We start from the raw sequence: 19993 nt of genomic DNA, 5'->3' as shown, positions 1-19993 counted from the left end.
TTTCTTTTCTCCAGAATGAAACCTGAAAATACTCTCCTCTGTAAAATAGATGGAAACAAGATCTATTTATCTGGCACTCATTTTGTCTGCAAAAATGAATGGCGGAAAAATAAACAATTGTCTCTAAATAAGGAAATACCTCTTTCAATATTTTATGTAATATTTTACGGAATATCAATATTTGTTTTTAATGGTTTTTTCAAAACCTTGAATTATAATAATCTGTTACTCAGAAGTATATTTTTGTTGTTGTATGTCAGATGCCTCGTTGCTTAATTCATCTACCAGAAAATCAATGCATTGGCGGTTGATTGTATTACTATTAGTGTTGATTGTATCTGTGCAGGGAATTATTTACTTATTCATATTGGGTCCTGAACCGTTGTTTTCGAAGGAAACAGGCATAATAACAGATGTAGATACGATTCCTGTGGGAATACGAAAGTTGTTGAAAGCATATCCGGACTATTTGATTGGGGCTACATCCAATTCACTGATCTGGAAAGATAGTACTGTTATGCCATATGATGATGGAATACAAAATAAAGATTATGAGGCACTACTTTTGACTCCTGACCTCGAAGATCAGATGAGCAAGAAGTATGTTAAAGGCCGAGATTTCCCTGATCCTACCGAAAATGTAACAGATACGACAAAAATCCGTTACACTCCTTTCTTTGAAAAAATGTATGGTTCAACACATGCAGAGGTGCATGGAAAGCTGGCTCTGGTACGTTGGTTACCAAAGACTCAGAAGCTGAAGATGTATGTGACAACTGTCAATGATATCCATAAAAAGATACAGGCTATTTCAGATGAACTGGATAATCATCCGGAATGGTTAAAATATGTACGGAATCCGGGAGGAGCCTTTAACTGGCGGAGTATTCGGGGGACAGATCGTAAAAGTGCTCACAGCTTTGGTATTGCTGTAGATATTAATATTCGGTATGCGGATTATTGGCTATGGGATAAACAGATGGGCCGACCTCATAAATACAAAAATCGTTATCCTATTGAGATTATCGAATTATTTGAAAAATACGGCTTTATCTGGGGTGGAAAATGGTACTATTATGACACTATGCACTTTGAATATCGTCCGGAGATGCTTATTGATGAAGCGAGTCTATAAGTTTGTTTTAAAATAAAAAGAGCAGGACGGAATTGCCTGGCTCTTTTTATTGGGTAAAGGAAAGTTATTGTATAATAGTCTGGAGTGCCTGACCTGTAATAGCAACCAGACAGGATTTTGGAATGCTATCTCCTCCATCCGGAAAATGACTTGTCAACTCTTTCAGACTTTTTGAGTTTTCGCCTGGGTGTTGGACACATAAGAATAACGTTTCATAATCAGGGGAGAAACAAGGCCCTGTGAATTCTGCATCCATAGGGGCAGAGGCTACCTGATATACTTTTCCTGCATTTTCTCCAGACATAGGGACAAAGAAGAATCCATTATTTTTAAAAGGTATGTAATCTCCTTTGTTCATGTTATACATATCAGATGTAAACCAGAGATTGCCTTTGTTGTCAAAAACCATATTATCCGGACAGGCAAATCCAGTATCAGGTCCGCCAGCCATAAATACTTTCGACTCAAAACGGAGTCCGTCTTTTCCATCTTTCTCGGTAATTCGCATAATAGAGCCATAGACATCTCCTTTGCGAGCGTTATTGGTAAGGCAAACAAAAATATCCTTAGTGATAGGGTCTATCTCAATATCTTCAGGTCTGTTTAGGGGAGTTGCTCCAACAAGTTTGGCGGCTTCTCTGCAGCGTATCAGTACTTCTGTCTGACTGGCAAAATGCTGCTGTAAAATAGGCTGGTCCTGAATATCCAGTGAAATCCACTGCCCACGTTCTGTATTGGCCACGTAGAGTTTTCCTTTCTCGAGCGAGTTAGATTCAGAGGCGATGAATTTGTAAAGGTGCTCATCTTCTTTATCATCTCCTGTGTATACTACACAACGTTTATCAGGTAGTTGCCATACAGTTGCTGCTTCATGAGCAAATCTGCCAAGAGCTACCAGTTTTTTGGCTTGTCCGGTGAGTGGATTGATTTCTACTACCCATCCATAATGTTCAGGTGTATAATGAAACACGGTATCCCATCCATAGTCACCCATTCGTATTTTGGGCTTATCGGGTTTTGAAAGATCCAGTTCTCCCCAGAATGTATCGTAGTTTTCTTCACAAGATAATGCACTACCCCATGGAGTCTGACCGCCTGCACAATTGGCTAGTGTCCCAATGGCTGTTTTTGACCCTGCAATAGGCTCATGCCAGGCAAAAGGAATTTCAGTTAAGGCTGTAATGCGTTTGTTTACAGGATCCCCCTGCACTATTTTCCATTGAGAGTCTTTTGGATTTTTTCGGATCTTGACAATACTACCACCTACACTCTCCATCTCTGCCAGCACTTCTGCTTTTGTTCTGGTTTCTCCCTTTGTATAGGGTTTGCCGTTAATAAACAATGGATTTGTATACTCATGATTGACCCATAAGATTCCTTCATTTTTAGCTTGTTTAATAGATGAGATAAAGGTTACAAAGTCATTGTGAGTACCATACTTTTCTGTCTTGTTGAGTTTATCTCCCCATTTGGCAACCACATGGTATTGGAATCCTTCTGCCAGTATAAGCTTATCTGCATCTGAAGGTTCGATAGGAGTAAACGGTAAGGCATTCGATTGTAAAGAGGCTGCAAGAAGATTATCTGTTGGTAGAATAGATAATCCATAGGTAGTAATAGCTGCACGGCCCAAAAACTGAAGAAACTCTCTTCTGGATGAAGTACTCATGAAATTTGTTTGGTTGTGGATAAAAGAATTAAAATGACAAAGACTGACTAATCCAGGATATAAAATGCCTCTGTCGACATGACAAGAGGCATTTTGTATAAATGTATTTGTAATAGGATTAAAAATTGGTTGCAATGATTAAGGAACTGCGGCCAGAATCTGCAAAGTCCATTGGGATAATTCCGTATCTGCCACTTGTGTTAGTCGTAAAATAAGTGGTGATTTTTGGGTTAACAGAGTTGGATACAGTTGTAATACTAGGAATTCCAAAAATAAGAGCCTTGTAACCACTAGTATAATTCAGATACAAGGTATTGCTGCTTCCTGCTAAAGCTGCATTAAACTGATTGGTAATAGAAGTCCATTTTTGGTCAGCACTGCTCACATTATAATAATCTTGTACATTCAGTATACCTGATGTAAAGGTTGTATTGTCTGCCCAATTGGTAGCATCAATCCCTTTTGGAGTACTAGTAGCACTGAAACGTCTGAGAAGAACATTCTTTCCACGAACAGTTCCTAAGGCTGGAACAGATGATCCTAGGTACCACTGACTTGGATTTTTTTGTATATAGGAATCAAATGTTTGTTCAAAAGTGCGGCTAACATTCGAAGAGTTATACTCTTCTTTAATACTCATAATTATAGTCTCGGTAGGGTTACTCGCTAAGAAGCTCCAGCAGGCATTGAGAACATCATCAAAGTTCATGTTTTGATAGATCGAGCCATGGTGGATAGCAAATGCGTTATCAATGTGTCTGCAACGGACATCCAGGAAACGTATACCTGCTGTAAGCTGGTTGCTTATTGTAAGATTCTGACACTTGGCTGTTCCTGAAACAGGTTCATAAAGTGCACCAGAGTCGTGTGTACCTGGAATAGAAAGCTGTGAAAGTGTAAGACTGCTGCTTACTAAGCTCATCCAGTTGTTAAGTGAATAGGCAACCTTAGCCGATTTGCCAGAATGAGATGGCTTTGGTTGAACCGGACTTTCAGATTGACAGCCAACCAATAAAAATGCAACTGTAAAAATGCTTACTGACAGAGAAAAAAGGTGCTTTTTCATGCGAATAAGTGAAAAGATGAATAAAAGTGGATAAAAGAAAAGTATATAAACAAGAATCAGAATAGGTAAAGTAGCTCTTTACCTATTCTAAAAGAGGATTTAATAACCTTCATTCTGCCAAAGCGCACCTTTGCTTACTGCAATCTCATCCGGAGGAATTGGCCATACATGGTGTACAGTAGGTTTAAATGTGCGGCCTTCATAAATCACATGTCCATCTGCATGGTGAAGAGGTTTCGCATAGGTAGCTTCTGCATCTCCCCAACGTACAAGATCCCAGTGGCGATCTGTCCATTCTCCTGCAAATTCGCAACGTCTTTCACGTTTCAGATCTGTCATTGTTGCTCCGCTTAGGGGAGTAAGACCAGCACGTTCGCGAATCATGTTAATCTCTGTATCAGCATCTTTATTTTGCATAAGACGTGCCTCTGCTTTCATCAGAATGACATCCGCATATCTTAGCAGAGGTACATTTAATGTTGTAGAAGGTTTATCTCCATTGGGATTGACATAGGTTCCAACTGGATTAGCATATCCAAAAGGCTCCATATACTTTTTGAATTGGTAACCAGTACGGTTACTGGAACCTACAGTAAAGCTGCCTACATTATATGTGCGTTCTTCACCAAAGAACATAAATTTATCTCCTGTTTTCAGAATAGTAGCAGGCAGACGTTCATCACCTTCCTGATAGGTGTCAAATAACTCTTTGGTAGGATAGAAATTCCCCCAGCCATTGTAGAGTCCCCAGCCTTTATCTTCTAATAACACTCCTGGAAAAATGCATCCTTTGGATGTATTGCTTGCACTGGAAGATACAGACCAGATGTATTCCTTTGACCAGTTATTAGCAATCTTAAATACATCTTCAAATTCAGTGAGTAAGCCATGTTTACCACTATTGATAACCATGTCCGCATATTTCTCTGCATTAGCCCAATCTTTAGCATATAGGTAGGTACGTGCCATATAAGCCCATGCAGCTGTTTTATGTGCTCTGCCATAATCGGCTGGGACATACTCTGAAAAATAAGGAAGTAATTCTGCTGCTTTAGCCAGATCGGCTACTATATATGCATAGTTCTCTCCAACATTTTTAGTACGTGTCACATAGATATTTTCAGGGTTCTCTCTATCCTGAATTGGAATACCTGCCCGATCATCGCCATATCTGTAGGCCAGTTCAAGATGCATAACGGCATGGTTAAAATATGCTTCTCCAAGTATGCGATTCTTTAAAGCCTCATTTGTCATTGTAATATTGGGCACATTGCGGATTACATCATTGCTACGTTTCATTACCTGATAGTGCTTTGCCCAGATAGATTTAGTATCGGATTCGCTACCATCAACTAAAAAGTTTTTAATTTTTTCGGCATTGGCACGAGGTTTTGTGCCGATATCATCACTGGCGTTGTTCAGCCAGAAAAAACCACGACCATACATATCATCATCTGAATACAGATCATATACAGCATTAACACCTGCAATGGCATCTGCTTCGGTTTTCCAGAAAGAGCCTGAAGTTGGTGCTCCCTGGGGGTTAACATCCAACATGTTGCTACAAGAAGTAGCTATTAGTAAAGATGTCAGTAAGGTTATATTTTTTACTATATTATTCATAGGATATATCAATGGAAATACAAGTGCTTTATTAAGTAAGTACTGTCAGATTAGAAGTTTACATCAATGCCAAACATATACACACGCGATACAGGATATAACCCAAGGTCTATACCGTTATTATTCATCCCCACTTCCGGATCCATTCCTGAATAGTTTGTGATTGTAAACAGATTTTGTCCTGTGAAATAAATGCGAGGGCGTACGCCTTTCAGCCATGTAGAAGGAATTGTATAACCCAGTGTCAAACTTTTTAGACGCACGTATGAGGCATCTTCAACATAAAAATCAGATACTCTTCCAAAGTTATTGTTAGGATCAACCACACTTAACCGGGGAATATTGGTATTTGTATTTTCAGGAGTCCATGCATTTTTTATATCAGACAGAAAGTTATAGCTAAAGAAAGTAGCATTTAGTCCCGTATATTTTACTGCATTCAGTACCTTGTTACCACTAACACCCTGGAAGAAAAGATTTAAGTCAAAATTCTTATATCTGAAGTTACCATTCAAACTGTATGTCCATTTTGGGAAGATGCTACCCAGAATTACACGATCATTATCGTTAATAAGACCATCATTATTTGTATCAACAAATTTCAAATCTCCACCTTGGGCTTTAGGTAGTAATCTTTCACCTTTATTGTTTACATAATTAGCTGCTTCATCATCTGACTTAAATAATCCTTCTGTCCGATAACCATAGAATGCATTAAATGGATCTCCGATTCGTGCAATGTTTGACAGCGGCAACTGTCGTACTGTTGAACCCATTGGTTGGGATTTAACATCATCGTACAAGGCCTTCAAGGTATTTTTTACACGCGCTGCATTTGCAGTAATATCAAATTGAAAGTCTCCTTTGGATTTATGATAGGTAAGTCCAAACTCCACTCCTCGGTTTTCCATATTACCAGCATTGATAATCTGGCCTTTAGGTGCACCTGCTGTTCCTGGAAGTGTACGACGAAGAAGCATGTTCTTATTATTCTTAACAAAAAGATCTACAGTAGCTGTAAACTGACCATTTAATAGACCAACGTCTAAACCAATATTCTTCTGCTCAGAACTTTCCCATACCAAATTGGAGTTGGACAATTCATTTTCTGCAAAGCCTAACTGTAAGCTGGGACTTTGACCCATCATAGTCTGTGTTTTATCCAGAGGCAAGCTGAACGCATAAGGTCCTAATTGTCCCAGATTACCAATCATCCCCCAACTTGCCCGTAATTTTAGATTGCTGATCAAAGAGATGTTTTGCATAAAGGGCTCCTGTGAGATAACCCAGCCTGCTGAAACAGATGGATACCATTTCCAACGCTTATTACCTGCCAGTTTGGATGTACCATCACGACGTAAGATTCCTGTTAACAGATATTTATCAGCAAAGGAGTAATTAAGTCGACCTAAATAGGATTCCTGATTTACTTCATATATATCTGAGCTATAAGCAGAGATAGTTTTGGCATTGGTTAGATAACGTTGTGAAGGTGCTTCATTGTCAAATCCTGTTCCAGTTACTGAATAGGATTCGTTTTTCCAATGTTCATATGTATGTCCCAGCAATGCATTTAGTTTATGCTTTTCACCGAATGTATGATCCCACTGTATAGTTTGCTCATTCAGTAGACTTTGAAAAAGTCTATGATTCTGAATTAATTCGTTAAAATCAAAGATTTTACCAGTTTCCAGAACTTTACTATTGAATTGTTTGGAATCATCATTGATACGAGTGTATGCCCAGTTACTACGAAACTTTAAACCTGATATAATATCCCATTCCAGATAAGGGTTGATTAGGAGATTGGATATTGGATTCTTGCTGTCAAGACGCTTAAGGTAGGCTACAGGATTTATAACATCACCATAAGATGCCGGATATTGTTCAGGTACACCACCAAATAGTCCAGAACCATCTTCTCTGTATACCGTTGCATTAGTAGGATAGAAAATAGCACCTATTATTGGCCCTGTGTAAGAACTGAATGTATTGGCTCCTTGTCCGTTTGTAAGAGAGTAGGAAAGGTTCTCACCTATTTTTACCTTTTTATGAAGCTGATGGGAGGAATTTAAACGAGCTGTGAAACGATCGGAGAAAGTATTTAAGAGTATACCTTCATTTTTTCTATAACCACCTGACAGAAAAAATGTACTTTTTTCGTTTCCTCCACTGATAGATGCATTTACATTGTAAATCTTTCCTGTTTGGAAAATTTCATTCATCCAGTTGGTTTTAGTAATGCGGGCATCTGGAAAGGTAGTAAAGGCGGGATCTGCTGCCAGACCTTCATTGCTACGAATCTGATTTACAATGTCTGCACGTTCAGCTGAATTCAATGCACTTAGTGTTTTTCCAACCTGTTGAAATCCCTGCTGATAGTTTATACTTACATTGTATTTGTTAGAGAGTCCTTTTTTTGTTGTAATCAGTATTACACCTCCAGAAGCACGAGCCCCATAGATAGCGGCGGATGCATCTTTTAACACACTCAATGATTCTATATCATTAGGATTGATAGAATTGAAAGGACCCATAAATATTGACCCATCAACAATGATAAGTGGACTTTCACCATTAATAGACCCAATACCACGGATGTTGATAGAAGGTTGAGAGGTTGGGTCACCACCATTATTCATAATGGTTACACCAGGAACAGTTCCTTGTAATACTTCTGCTGCGGAGTTGTAATTGCGGCTGCTTATTTCTTTTGTTGAGATGGAAGATACTGCACCTGTAACCTCAGCTTTTTTCTGTGTACCATATCCAACTACAACTACTTCCATCAATGATTTTACATCATTCACTAGAGTTACGTCTACAGAGGTACGAGTACCAACAGCTACCTCTTCCGATACATAACCAATAAAACTAAAGACAAGAGTTGCATCCTGAGAGGGTACTGAAATAGTATACTTTCCATCTGCATCTGTGATAGAACCGATGTTAGTTCCTTTAACAATAACTGTTACTCCTGCTAATGGTTGATTCTGATCGTCTTTTACTGTTCCTGTTACGGTGATATCTTTTGTACTGGTTTCTGCGTAACTGGTATTTGGAAAAATAACAATGGTGTTATACTTTTCTTCAAATCGTAGTTGAGGAAATTTCTGAAGCATATTCGTTAGCACATCTCCTACTGTAGTTTCGTTGAAAGTTGCCTTTTGTACCTGATAAGAAAGAATAGCATTTTCATCATATGCCAGGTTAACTGCTGCCTTATCTTCAATAATATCCAGTGCATGGGCAAGAGTACCGTCTGGTATGACCATCTTTTTGATCTTCTTCTGTAACATCACCATTTTGGGTGTTGTTGCTGAAGAGATCTGTATGTAGCAGATAGTGAGAATAAAAGATAGACAAGCCAGGCATTGTCGGATTCGGAAAGGGTGTTTCATGATAGTTTGAAAAGGTAAGTAATTGATTTTAAATGAGTTATGTGTGTTTGATATTGGTTTTTGAAGGCAAAAAGATTCCCAGGACGCCTATTAGTGCCTTTTTTCTTAAATAGTATGTTTGTTAAGCTATTTGGTTTTGGTCCGGTATACGTGAATGGTTTTTTCTTTTATCTCAAACCGGATTTTTGGTTGATAACTGACTAGTTGGATAATATCTAATGCTTGATCAAGAGATAGTTTCTGATTTAGTTTTAATGTAAAGTTGCCTTCATTGGTATTAAAGTGGGTTTTAAAGTTTACGCCATAATATTGTTCCAATGTTTGAAGTACTTCTTTCAGAGAGGCATTCCGTAAGAATATTTCCCCGGATGTCCATCGCTTAATCGCTAACGGATCAATATGATCCAATTGGCTGGTATGATTACTTTTTTGTACGATGATACGGTCTGAGGGTGTGAGCAACGCGAATGCTTTGTGGGTATTACCCACTTTTACTTTTCCACTCACAACTGCTACCTGTACAGATGTATTTTGAGGATAAGCAGTGATGTTAAAAGAAGTTCCTAATACGGTGGTAATAATACCAAATGTATTCACTACAAATGGATGAAGTGTATCCCGTTTAACATCAAAAAATGCTTGTCCTTTTAATCTGACTACTCGCTCTTTTTGTACAAAGGGTTCATTATATTCTAGTGTTGTTCCTGCATATAACCAGATCTGTGAACCATCTGGCAACTGGATCTTTTTTATCTGCTGATTGCCTGTTGCTACTATTACCGTTTTTGCAGAGCCATATTGTTGAAAAAGGTATAGTGCAACGGAAGAAACAAGAATGAATGCAGCTGCTATCTTTCCAACAACAGGCCACAATTTGTGGGTTGGTATCTCCTGTCTGGTATGTGGCAGAATGTTTGCTAGTGATTGCTCCTTAAGCAACTCCAATTCTTCTGTATCTGGATCTGTCAGACGTGAATCTGCTTCCAGTATATCCAACCAGTGATGCAGAAGTTCAATCTCTTTCTCTGTACATTCACCTGCCTGAAATTTTTTTACTAACTCTTTAAATACTTTATCGTCCACGAATGAAAACTTATTTTACTTCAAAGACACAGCATTCCTGAGTTGTAACCATTACAAAAACGTGAATTAACAATTTGATAAAACAGGAAATACAGACATAATGTATACGTTGTGTAATGTGGAGACAATAACAAGTATAGGAGCTTTATCTGACAACCAGTTTTTCTCGAAGACGTTTTAATGCGATATTCAATTGATTTCGGATAGTTTGAGGAGCAGAACCTAGTTCGTCTGCGATATCAGTTACAGATAGTCCTTGCAGATAGTGCATTTGCAGTACTTGCTGCATACGGGGAGGGAGTATTTCCAGTAAGGGAAGGATTTTGTCTTTAAATGTGATATCATTAATGGGATCGTCTGGAATAGTATCTGTTTCATCCAGAACTTCATAAAATGCTGCAATCTGTTTTTCTTCAATCTGTTTATCCCGAATGGAATTCAGAATACGATTTTTCAGCCCTCTAAATAGGTAGTATCTTAAGTCTGTTACAAAAGGCAGAGTGGTTGATTTTTCCCAGAGGTCGCTAAAGAAAAGCTGAAGAATATCCTGAGCTTCTTGTTTGTTGTTGAGGGTACGGTAGGCATATAAGAAAAGCGGAGTCCAGTATTTGTCATACAGGATCTGGAATGCTTCCGGATCTGCTTTTCGTAGTTGAGACCAGATTATTGTTTCGTTTTCAACATTGCTCATACACCTCATCAAGAGGAGCAAAGATAAAACTTACAAATCTATCTGATGGGGCCAATAAGTTAACTTATTGTTAAATGAAAATGAATATAAGGCACTGAATAAGGTATGGGATTTAAAATTTGATTTTGAGTCCCATATTTTTCTTCATAGTTAGCAATGCTTCTGCGTTTCCTTTTGCATCATCTACCGGATGATGAGTGTGAGTAGTTTTACGGAGATGCTTAAAGTTCTTGAATGTGTCTTTCTCAAGGCCTTTGTATAAACTTCCCAAATTCTGAGAACTAAAACCAAAAGGGTTGTTGCCTAGAAAATGATGGAAATACCAGCAGATAAACATCCAGTCAAATCCATTGTTATCACTGATAAAGATGGCGCGGTCTGTTGTGTTTTCTTTAATCCAATGAGAAAAATCTGTCATCACTTGTTTGGCTTCCGGAAACGTCAGCGTTTCCTGACGGGTATGTCCGGATACAGTAAGAGCTTCTGGAATAAACTTATCTGAAATAGGACGTAATTGTCCATAAAAAGTTTTATTCAGTAATTCATCAACAACTACTGCTCCAAATGAAATCATAGAGTAATCACCCGGAATAGGGCCATCACTCTCTATGTCTACCATAATATAGGTCATCGCTTCTGCATTTAATGTTATATTCAAAGATAGTACTTTTATAAAAGAAAACGCCTGAGATTTTACCTCAGGCGTTTATCTGATATATTTATGTGTTAGAGTTTAACAAGTCTTAGCGTTTTGACTGTGGTTCCTGTCTGAACCTGTACTAGATATACCCCTTTGACCAGCTTCTGAATATCTACTTCGTTTTCAGATTGGGGATCAGTATATTTTTGCACTGAAAGAATTGCTCCCTTCATATCAATAATTGTAACAGTAAGTTTATCTGAATTGTCCGATAGGAGTAAAGTAACCTTATCTGAATTGACAGGATTCGGAGCCAGTACAAGTTGTTGGACAACTGATTGAATTGATACTGATACCACTTTACTATAGTAAGACTCAGTATTATCATAATCGACCTGTTTGATTCTATAATAATTCTGGCCATTTAAAGGATTCGAGTCTACTAATTCGTATGCTGATATCTGGTTAGTAGTACCGTTTCCTGCTACTTCTGCAATCGCTTCAAATGTTTTGCCATCTGATGAACGTTCAATGACAAAGGACTTATTATTTTCTTCTGAAACTGTTGACCATGTTAATACTACAGTACCATTGACTACTGTCCCTGAAAAACTAATGAAAGTTACAGGCAATGGATTGACAGAACATGTACATACAGTAGCATTAACGGTACCACTATTAGAGTTAAAGGAACTCGCTCCCCCACGGCAGATGTCAACAGTTGCACTGTTACTAGTCCCAAATGTACCTGTGTTTGTCGCATTGCCTGATGGTGCTACTTTAGAACAGGTGACAGGATTTGTATTTCTGACAGTGGCGGAATTGCTAAAATTACCACTTACTTTTACTAATGAGCCAGAGAGATTTAATGTTCCTTGATTAGTGTAGTTACCTGTTACATTAAGCTCTGCATTTGTAAGACTTATGGTATTATTATTTGTGAAGTTTCCGTTAATAGTTACTTTACTTCCTGTTGCTGTTAAGGGGCCATTTGCAGTGACATTGCCATTAAACGTAAGTGTACCTCCAGCTGTAGAGTTAATAGCCCCTGATATATCAATATTATTTGTTACAGTGGTAGTGCCTGCATTATTGTAAGTACCGCCATTGCTGTTGAGAGTTCCTGTGAAGGTACCTGAACTTGTATTATTAAATGTTCCACTATTTACTGTAACAGGAGTATTGGTGATTGAACTGTAATTATTGATTGTACTGGTTCCATCTATTTGGAGAGATGAAGGCCTGAATGTACTACCACTATTATTATTGAAGATAGCTGAACCTGATAGTATAAAGTTTTGATTGGGTTGAAATGTCGCTCCATTATTATTATTAAAGGTTCCTCCACTGAAGTTATCAATTCTGGCAGTAGAAGACCATGTCCCGTTATTGTTAACTACTACACCCGAACCATTTATTGATGTATTGTAAGCTCCGTTCCATGTTCCATTATTTGTAATAGAGGCGTTGCCCGATATATCTCCATTAGTAATGCCATTCCAGATATTATTGTTAGTGAGAGCACCTCCTGAACGTGGTTTACTCATTGTCCCTGTCCATGTACCATTATTGATTATAGCTCCACCTGTAATAGGATTAGTATCAAGATTACCACTCCATGTCGCTCCACTGCTATTCGTAATAGTACCTCCACTAATACCACCCGTAATAGTATTGGCCCAAGTACCATTATTTGTAATATTTCCTCCTGATATATCTCCACTAATACTACCAGTCCAGGTCTTTCCGCTATTGTTTGTAATAGTTCCTCCACTGATAGCACCAGTCATTGGGACATTCCAAGTACCATTATTCGTAATACTACCTCCTGATATAGCTCCACTAATTGTGTTCCAATTACTCCATGTACCATTATTGGTAATAGAGGCTGTACCTGATATCTGACCAGAAATAGCTCCATTCCAAGTACCATTGTTTGTAATAGCTCCTCCTGAATTATTGCCACTGATGGTACCATTCCAGGTTTTTCCGCTATTGTTGGTAATTGTTCCCCCACTAATATCGCCTATCGATCCTGACCAAGTACCATTATTCGTAATTGTTCCTCCTGTTACTCCACCAATAAGTCCACCACTCCACATATTATTATTTGTAATCGTACTCCCTGTGACAATTGGTGTATTGAAAGCTCCTGTCCACGTATTATTATTCGTGACAGCGATACCTCCACTTGGAATAGTTAAGTTTATTGGGCTGTTCCAAACACCTGTGTTGCTGATTCCGGAATTTGCTGGAAAAGTGCCTGTGGTTGGATTAGCTAGAGTAGCATTGATTGTACCTGTATTGTAATTAAAAAATACTAATAACCTTACTCCACTACCAAAATTTAATGTAGAACTATTGGCAAGTGTGCCATAGTTATTTATGATTGGGTTATTTATGTTATTGCCAAAATAGATAGTATTAGAACTGATCGTAACCCCAGAAGCTATACAAATGGTTGTATTATTACCTGTAATATATATATTACGAGAAGTGGAAGCAGTAATACATAAAGTTCCTGAATTTAGAATTATATCCCCATTTGAGGTAGCAGAATTACTTCCATTAATTGTGATTGTACAACCACTCGTACAGCTTTGTCCCTTGGCAACCCAACTGCTTGCTAATAATAGTATAATTAATACTGTATTGATTTTGAGGATACTAGTTGGAGAATAAGGCATAATGCTATACAATTACTGAATACGCAAAAAAAGAGATATAATCTAATGTGAGTGGTACAAGATAGCTGAAAACATAACGGATGTAAGAAATACAAAGAAAACTCTTTTTGATACTTTAATTTACATTTGGTTTTAATACGCTATCGACGTAACATTTTTATCTATATATACGAAGCACATGTAGAGTGTAACTCTATAATTTGAAGAAATACAAGGTCTAATCGACTATTGAAAGGGTTTTAGGTGATGAATGCAGGAAAACTGTCGATGATTTTTGAGTAAGGAAGAATGATTTTTGAAACTTGGAATTAAGTAATTTTTATTTCATTACTATGCATGAATAAAGCAGAAATAAAGAAAGTGTATTCAAAAAACATCTAAAAAATATCAAAGAAGTGAGAACAAAAAACTATCTATGTAACCCTGAAATTTGCACTTAAAGAAGACTGAATAGTATAAGAGCATAATGTCTAAGAAATGGAGCAAGTAGTGCGCCAAATGCGAGAACTCGCAGTGCTTATAGAGTTTAACCTATATTACTTACATAAAGACCTTATGGATGGCTATGTTTTATGGAATTGATAATCAAAGTAAATACTTTATCTATAACATAAAGCTAGGGTATGGTTATTTTAATAGGAATTCTGTTTTTGGGATGTTCAGTATTTTCTTCCAATGGTTCTGCTGCTATACTGTCTACCAGATTTAAGCCTTCTATTACTTCTCCAAAAACAGTATAGTGATAATCAAGATGGGGGACACCACCAATAGTTGTATAAGTCTTCAATTGTTTCAATAGCAATGGATAACCAGTATCTTTATTGATGCTGCGTACACTATCTTCCCGAAATACAGATCCTTGCACAATGTAAAAATCATATGGAGAAGATCCTTCTGATTCATCACGATGTGCCATTGCTAATGCTCCACGTTTGTGAAACCACCGAGGGTCTATTTCGTGAGGTATTTCATAGTTCTCAAGTCCCATACGTCTCTTATCCAGATGTCCTCCCTGAATAACCATAGCTGGAACTATACGATAAAAGTCCGCTGAGTCAAAATAGCCTTTGTTAATCAGACGTATGAAGCTTGCTCTGTGAAGTGGTGTTTTAGTATATAACGCTGCTTTAATAATGCCATAGGGAGTTTCAATACTAATGATGGAATCCTTATGTTCTTCACCATATTGCTTTAATACCTGCTTAACATTGTGTTTTGTAATACGAATTTTGGCAGGGTCTGTTTCTGTTTCCTGTACTTGCTTGGTTTCACAAGATAGCAGAACTCCAAAAAAGGATATCACCAATAATTGAATACAGAATGAAAGTTTCAAAGGACAATTCATATATCATTAGTAGTTAAGAGCAAAACAAATGTAAAAATGACAGATTATCAATCTTCAATAAAGAATATATTGAAAATCAGATTACATATTAACCTAATTACTGAATAGTTTTTCTGACTTCAACTGTAACTACTTCTCTTTGAGAGCTAGGGTAGTATTCGGTGGTGGCAAAAAATAATAAATACGATTTATATAAAAAGCCCATTTGATATAATTCAAATGGGCTTTTGTTTTGATGAATTTACTATACTCTCTTTATTCAAATACTTCGTCACCCAAGCCTTTGTTTAGTTCAATAGATGTTACTTTCAGATCTACAACCTGTGGGCCAAAGGATGTACTTAATAAATAAGGAAACTTCACACCAGAAACTTCTCTGTAATCACCAAAGTTTGTTGTCTGTGTAACTGTCTGACCATTGGATTCGCCAACAAGAATTTGTCTGACCTTTAAACCTGTGTTTATCTCAAAGTATTCCGTTGTTTTACTTCCTCCTGGTAAGGTAAGTTCGATAACGTAGGTATCTGATCCATTAACTTTTTCTATTCCTTTCAGTGTTCTTGTAACTCCAATCTGATCATAATATAACTCTGGGAAAAGAGTGTTCATGGCTTTGGTAGATTCCAGTTCTTTTCCTGTTAACTCCTGTGTATTGCCCATAGCAGAGAAGGTAGCTTTATTTCCATTGGAAACAATTTTTAGTACTTCCATTCCCATACTTGCTATTTTCATGCTCATCTTAAGTTTGTTGGGTGTTTTTTGTTGACGTATCCCTGTCACTTCCATTCCCTGGACTTTGGCACTCATACTAGTGCTAACATCACGTATTTTGATCAACTTTTCTTTACCTCCTATAGCATTTATATAATTTCCAATGACTTTATCTGCAGTTAGGTCTGCCGGAATACTGGAACTGGAGGATGATGCTTCTATCTTATTGCCTTCTGCATCATAATGTATAATCTCTCCAAACTGCTGTAGCTTTGCTTCGAACTCGCTTGTATTACCCACTACAATAATATAGGCATTATCTGGCAGAATATATTTCTTAGCCATTGTCTGTATGTCTGGGATTTTTACAGCTTCGATATTTTTTAGATAATTTGAATAATAGTCCGCTGGTAATTTGTAACGAGCTGTATTCAAAGCAAACCGGGCAATAGTTTGTGGATCCTCCAATGACTGCACAAAAATACCATTTCGGATATTCTTAGTTTGTTTCAGTTCTGCATCTGTTACTACAACATCTCTTATTTTGTGCATCTCACTCAATATCTCTGTGATTGCACTATCAATGACGTTGGTTTTTATGTTCCCACCTGCACTAAAGGAACCCACTAACCTATCATTCTGTAAGGAAGAATAAGCGCCATAGGTATACCCATGTTTTTCACGCAAGTTCTGAAAGAGCCGTCCTGAAAATCCACCATAACCTAAAATATCGTTAGTGATAGAAGCTCTGATTGCATCGGGTGGGCCTGGCTTAAAATCAATCGGATAGGCAATACTAAGAACGGTTTGTACAGCCTCAGGCTTATTAACTACTATTACTTTTGTTTTAGCAGGTACTTTGGGTTGTATATAAGTTGGAGTAGGTACAGTGCCTTGTTTCCAGGTTGAAAAGTATTTTTCAGTTAAGGCTTTAGCTTCTGCTAATGTAATATCTCCGACAAATGCCATATATCCAAGATTAGGTTTGAAATAGGTGGCGTAGTAAGTATTGATTTTGTCAAGTGTGATAGCATCAATACTTTTTTCTGTGGTGATTTCTCCATAAGGATGTTCTTTTCCATATAAGACTACACTTTGCACCTGTTGAAGAATAGACTCTGGCTCGTCTTTGGAAAGTGACAACTCATTTTTCTTTTCTGTTTTGATTTTATCCAACTCTTCTTGTTTAAAGGATGGATGAAGCAACAGGTCTGCCATAATCTCCATCAGTTTGTCCTGATGCTTTTTCAGGCTGCTGCCGTAAGCTCCTGATGAAGAAGTATATAAGGTGGCTCCTAGAAAATCGATCTGTTCATCAATCTGGTCTTTTGTACGGGATTGAGTGCCTGTACGTAACATCTGCCCTGTTATATCCCCCAATCCTGTTACTTCCTTTTCGAGAGGTGGGATATAATCAAGGATCAGATTGACTGCTATACGTGGTAGTTTCTTGTTGGTTACCACAAATATTTTTAAACCATTAGCTAACTGAAACGACTCATATTTACCCAAACGAATTACTGGCGCAGGGCCCGGTGCAGGCCGTTTACTGCGATCCAACTGGGCAAACGTAGTTAGACTGCTTAGGCATATATAGAAAAGAATGAATAACTTTTTCATATCTGAAGGTAGAGTGTAAACAATAATGATTGGTAGGTTGTGTAAGAGAACGAATGCACCCTTTAGTTTCCTTTTTTCTTTTTCTTCTTGGTTTCTTTGGCTGATTTTTCCGGTGTTTGTGCCTGAGAAGGGACAGGCGATTCTGTTTTTGGTTCTGGAGCTACCTGAGGAGCTGGCTTGGATGCGTTAGGTAGATAATACAAAGAAACCCGATTTTCTTTTGTCAGATATTTTTTGGCTACACGCTGGATATCCTCTTTTGTGACTTTGTTATATCGGTCTATTTCTGAGTTAATAAGATTGGCATCACCAAAATACATCTCATAGTTCGCCAGATTTTCAGCAATACCTGTTACAGATCCATTCCGGTTTACAAATTCAGACTCTATCTGATTTTTAAGTTTTTGAAATTCCAGATCACTAATAGGCTCATTTTGTACTTTTGTGATCTCTGTATTCATTGAGGTTTCCAGATCTTCTGGTTTAACTCCCATATTAGCAATACCAAATGCAATAAAGATCCCTGGATGTTCCAGTGCTAATGGAAATGAGCCTACATACAACGCTTTTTGCTGTTTGTCTTTAATTTCTTTGGTAAAACGCGAACTTTCACCACCTGATAATAGAGAAGTGAGTAAGTTAAGGGCATAATAATCTTCTGTTCCCTGAGCTGGAATGCGGTAAGCCTGAATAACAGCCGGTAGTGTCACATTATCGTAAAAGTTGTCACGAATCTCTGCTACCTGAGGTGGCTCATTAGCTTCCGGACGAAATATGGGTTGTGTACCTTTAGGGATTTCTGAAAAATACTTAGCAATAGACTGTTTGGTTTTTTCAATGTCAATATCTCCTGCAATGGACAAAATTGCGTTGTTAGGTACATAAAACTGTTTATAAAAAGCAATAAATTCATCCAGACTAGCTGCGTCCAGGTGTTCTGCTGTACCTATGACATCTGTCTTATAGGGATGTACCTTAAAGGCACGATTCATTGTTTCTGATAGTACTCTTCCATAAGGTCGGTTATCCCGTGTTTGCTTCATCTCTTCCTTGATCACATTTCGCTGTGTATTTACTCCTTCCTGATCAATGCGTGCATGGAGCATTCGTTCTGATTCCAGGTACAGACCCAAATCTAGTTGATTGGAAGGCAATACTTCATAGTAAAAAGTTCTGTCAAATGTTGTATTAGCGTTGAGTTCTCCACCTGCTCCTTCTACAATCTTGGCATATTCACCTCGTCCAATGTTTTGAGAGCCTTCAAATAGCAAATGCTCAAAGAAATGGGCAAAGCCAGTACGTTTGGTATCTTCATTCTTGCTACCCACATGATACATAACTGTTACCGCAATGATGGGTGTGGTATTGTCCTGATGAAGGATAACTTTTAATCCGTTAGGTAGTTCGTATTCTGTGAAATTGATTCGGGTTTGTTGTCCATGTACAAGGAAGGACAAACAGAAACTCACAAACAGCAGAAGTGTTTTTTGCATAGGAGTAAGTGATGTATGAATTTAAATTAGATCTGCAATTTTAACTAAAAAATAGAGTATTACTTTTTGGCAGATAAAATAAAAAGGCTATCCGGTTCATTGTTATCCGAATAGCCTTTATCTAAATTATAAAATGTTATACTTAGAATGCGTAACCGACAGTCAATCCTGTCCGGAACCAGACCGGAAAATTGATAGAAGCAGGAACATTATAATCATCTTCTGTCAGGTCTTGAGTCACAGATAAATGTCCTAAACTGAAGTAAGGTCCAATATAGGCATCAAGTGATATATGATCACTAAAAAGCCACTGTCCACCAATCACACAACCCAGACTAAAAGTTTGTTGTGTGAGTTTTCCATGAATAGTACGTTGTTCTCCATTGATCTCTTTCGTAATATCACCTTTAGCTGAGAAGTTTACATATCGTGCAAATGGGCCAACATAGAATCCGGTTGGAGCGGTTCCGCTAGGATAATAACGAAACTCAGGAGCTACGGCAAATCGATTTAGTTTACCGTTTTCGCCTAATATATCTGTTCCAAAAATGCTTGCTTTTCGGGGAAGAGTATATTGCAGGTTGAGGACCATACTGGTGTTTTCTGACAGTACATGTTCATAAAAAACAGAACCAGTTGTGGTGAACAAGCTAAGCGGATTTATTTTTATGAGATTTTGAGGGTTATCAGAACTTGCACTGCTGGAATATCCGCGACGTTGAGCAAATAGGTTCTGAGTGAAGGATAGCACAACAAGTGTGAATGCAAATACGAAAAGTTTTTTCATAGAGTTTAGAATGATGTAGTGTAATATTACTATAGACCAATG

Annotated in this window: 13 protein-coding genes; 1 reads left to right on the top strand and 12 read right to left on the bottom strand. The window is 37.7% G+C overall.

Annotated features, from left to right (window positions below; genetic code table 11):
- The first annotated feature begins 253 nt into the window (after positions 1-253).
- On the top strand, positions 254-1135 hold the full coding sequence (locus QNI22_RS10100; RefSeq protein ID WP_314510504.1) for a M15 family metallopeptidase: 882 nt from the start codon (positions 254-256) through the stop codon (positions 1133-1135).
- 64 nt (positions 1136-1199) lie between these two features.
- Here the strand turns inward: QNI22_RS10100 and QNI22_RS10095 are convergent, their stop codons facing one another.
- From QNI22_RS10095 to QNI22_RS10040, 12 genes are all read right to left on the bottom strand, one after another.
- Positions 1200-2804, bottom strand: a complete 1605-nt coding sequence (locus tag QNI22_RS10095; protein WP_314510503.1) for a PhoX family protein — start codon at positions 2802-2804, stop codon at positions 1200-1202.
- A 118-nt stretch (positions 2805-2922) separates the two neighbouring features.
- Entirely contained in the window at positions 2923-3870 is a 948-nt protein-coding gene (locus QNI22_RS10090; protein WP_314510502.1) for a phosphatidylinositol-specific phospholipase C, read from the bottom strand.
- A gap of 99 nt (positions 3871-3969) precedes the next feature.
- A complete protein-coding gene (locus QNI22_RS10085) occupies positions 3970-5493 on the bottom strand; it encodes a RagB/SusD family nutrient uptake outer membrane protein (RefSeq protein WP_314510501.1) in 1524 nt (507 codons plus the stop codon).
- Between the two features lie 50 nt (positions 5494-5543).
- Positions 5544-8894: a SusC/RagA family TonB-linked outer membrane protein gene (locus QNI22_RS10080; protein WP_314510500.1), complete on the bottom strand. Its 3351-nt coding sequence runs from the start codon at positions 8892-8894 to the stop codon at positions 5544-5546.
- A 126-nt stretch (positions 8895-9020) separates the two neighbouring features.
- Positions 9021-9977 carry a FecR family protein gene (locus QNI22_RS10075; RefSeq protein ID WP_314510499.1) on the bottom strand — a complete coding sequence of 319 codons (957 nt, stop codon included), beginning with the start codon at positions 9975-9977 and terminating at the stop codon, positions 9021-9023.
- A 145-nt stretch (positions 9978-10122) separates the two neighbouring features.
- Positions 10123-10668 (bottom strand): RNA polymerase sigma factor, encoded by a 546-nt coding sequence (locus tag QNI22_RS10070; RefSeq protein WP_314510498.1) that lies wholly within the window; start codon positions 10666-10668, stop codon positions 10123-10125.
- A gap of 112 nt (positions 10669-10780) precedes the next feature.
- Positions 10781-11326: a 3'-5' exoribonuclease domain-containing protein gene (locus QNI22_RS10065; RefSeq protein ID WP_314510497.1), complete on the bottom strand. Its 546-nt coding sequence runs from the start codon at positions 11324-11326 to the stop codon at positions 10781-10783.
- Between the two features lie 68 nt (positions 11327-11394).
- The gene (locus tag QNI22_RS10060) at positions 11395-13995 is read right to left on the bottom strand and encodes a T9SS type A sorting domain-containing protein (RefSeq protein WP_314510496.1); all 2601 of its coding nucleotides are present in this window, start codon (positions 13993-13995) and stop codon (positions 11395-11397) included.
- A 616-nt stretch (positions 13996-14611) separates the two neighbouring features.
- Entirely contained in the window at positions 14612-15340 is a 729-nt protein-coding gene (locus tag QNI22_RS10055; RefSeq protein WP_314510495.1) for a peptidylprolyl isomerase, read from the bottom strand.
- 255 nt (positions 15341-15595) lie between these two features.
- Positions 15596-17671 carry a M16 family metallopeptidase gene (locus QNI22_RS10050; protein ID WP_314510494.1) on the bottom strand — a complete coding sequence of 692 codons (2076 nt, stop codon included), beginning with the start codon at positions 17669-17671 and terminating at the stop codon, positions 15596-15598.
- A 62-nt stretch (positions 17672-17733) separates the two neighbouring features.
- Positions 17734-19164 (bottom strand): M16 family metallopeptidase, encoded by a 1431-nt coding sequence (locus tag QNI22_RS10045; RefSeq protein ID WP_314510493.1) that lies wholly within the window; start codon positions 19162-19164, stop codon positions 17734-17736.
- Positions 19165-19306: 142 nt separating this feature from the next.
- On the bottom strand, positions 19307-19951 hold the full coding sequence (locus tag QNI22_RS10040) for a DUF3575 domain-containing protein (protein WP_314510492.1): 645 nt from the start codon (positions 19949-19951) through the stop codon (positions 19307-19309).
- Between the last annotated feature and the right edge of the window lie 42 nt (positions 19952-19993).

It is taken from the genome of Xanthocytophaga agilis (assembly GCF_030068605.1).
GTDB classification, from domain to species: Bacteria; Bacteroidota; Bacteroidia; order Cytophagales; family 172606-1; genus Xanthocytophaga; species Xanthocytophaga agilis.
Note: the sequence above shows the minus strand (reverse complement) of the source record. Positions and strands in the feature narration are given on the sequence as shown.

Bases quoted from the DNA above. Each gene is read 5' to 3' on its own strand.
- QNI22_RS10100 (WP_314510504.1), top strand. From the start codon at position 254: ATGTCAGATGCCTCGTTGCTTAATTCATCTACCAGAAAATCAATGCAT.
- QNI22_RS10095 (WP_314510503.1), bottom strand. From the start codon at position 2,804: ATGAGTACTTCATCCAGAAGAGAGTTTCTTCAGTTTTTGGGCCGTGCA.
- QNI22_RS10090 (WP_314510502.1), bottom strand. From the start codon at position 3,870: ATGAAAAAGCACCTTTTTTCTCTGTCAGTAAGCATTTTTACAGTTGCA.
- QNI22_RS10085 (WP_314510501.1), bottom strand. From the start codon at position 5,493: ATGAATAATATAGTAAAAAATATAACCTTACTGACATCTTTACTAATA.
- QNI22_RS10080 (WP_314510500.1), bottom strand. From the start codon at position 8,894: ATGAAACACCCTTTCCGAATCCGACAATGCCTGGCTTGTCTATCTTTT.
- QNI22_RS10070 (WP_314510498.1), bottom strand. From the start codon at position 10,668: ATGAGCAATGTTGAAAACGAAACAATAATCTGGTCTCAACTACGAAAA.
- QNI22_RS10060 (WP_314510496.1), bottom strand. From the start codon at position 13,995: ATGCCTTATTCTCCAACTAGTATCCTCAAAATCAATACAGTATTAATT.
- QNI22_RS10055 (WP_314510495.1), bottom strand. From the start codon at position 15,340: ATGAATTGTCCTTTGAAACTTTCATTCTGTATTCAATTATTGGTGATA.
- QNI22_RS10050 (WP_314510494.1), bottom strand. From the start codon at position 17,671: ATGAAAAAGTTATTCATTCTTTTCTATATATGCCTAAGCAGTCTAACT.
- QNI22_RS10045 (WP_314510493.1), bottom strand. From the start codon at position 19,164: ATGCAAAAAACACTTCTGCTGTTTGTGAGTTTCTGTTTGTCCTTCCTT.
- QNI22_RS10040 (WP_314510492.1), bottom strand. From the start codon at position 19,951: ATGAAAAAACTTTTCGTATTTGCATTCACACTTGTTGTGCTATCCTTC.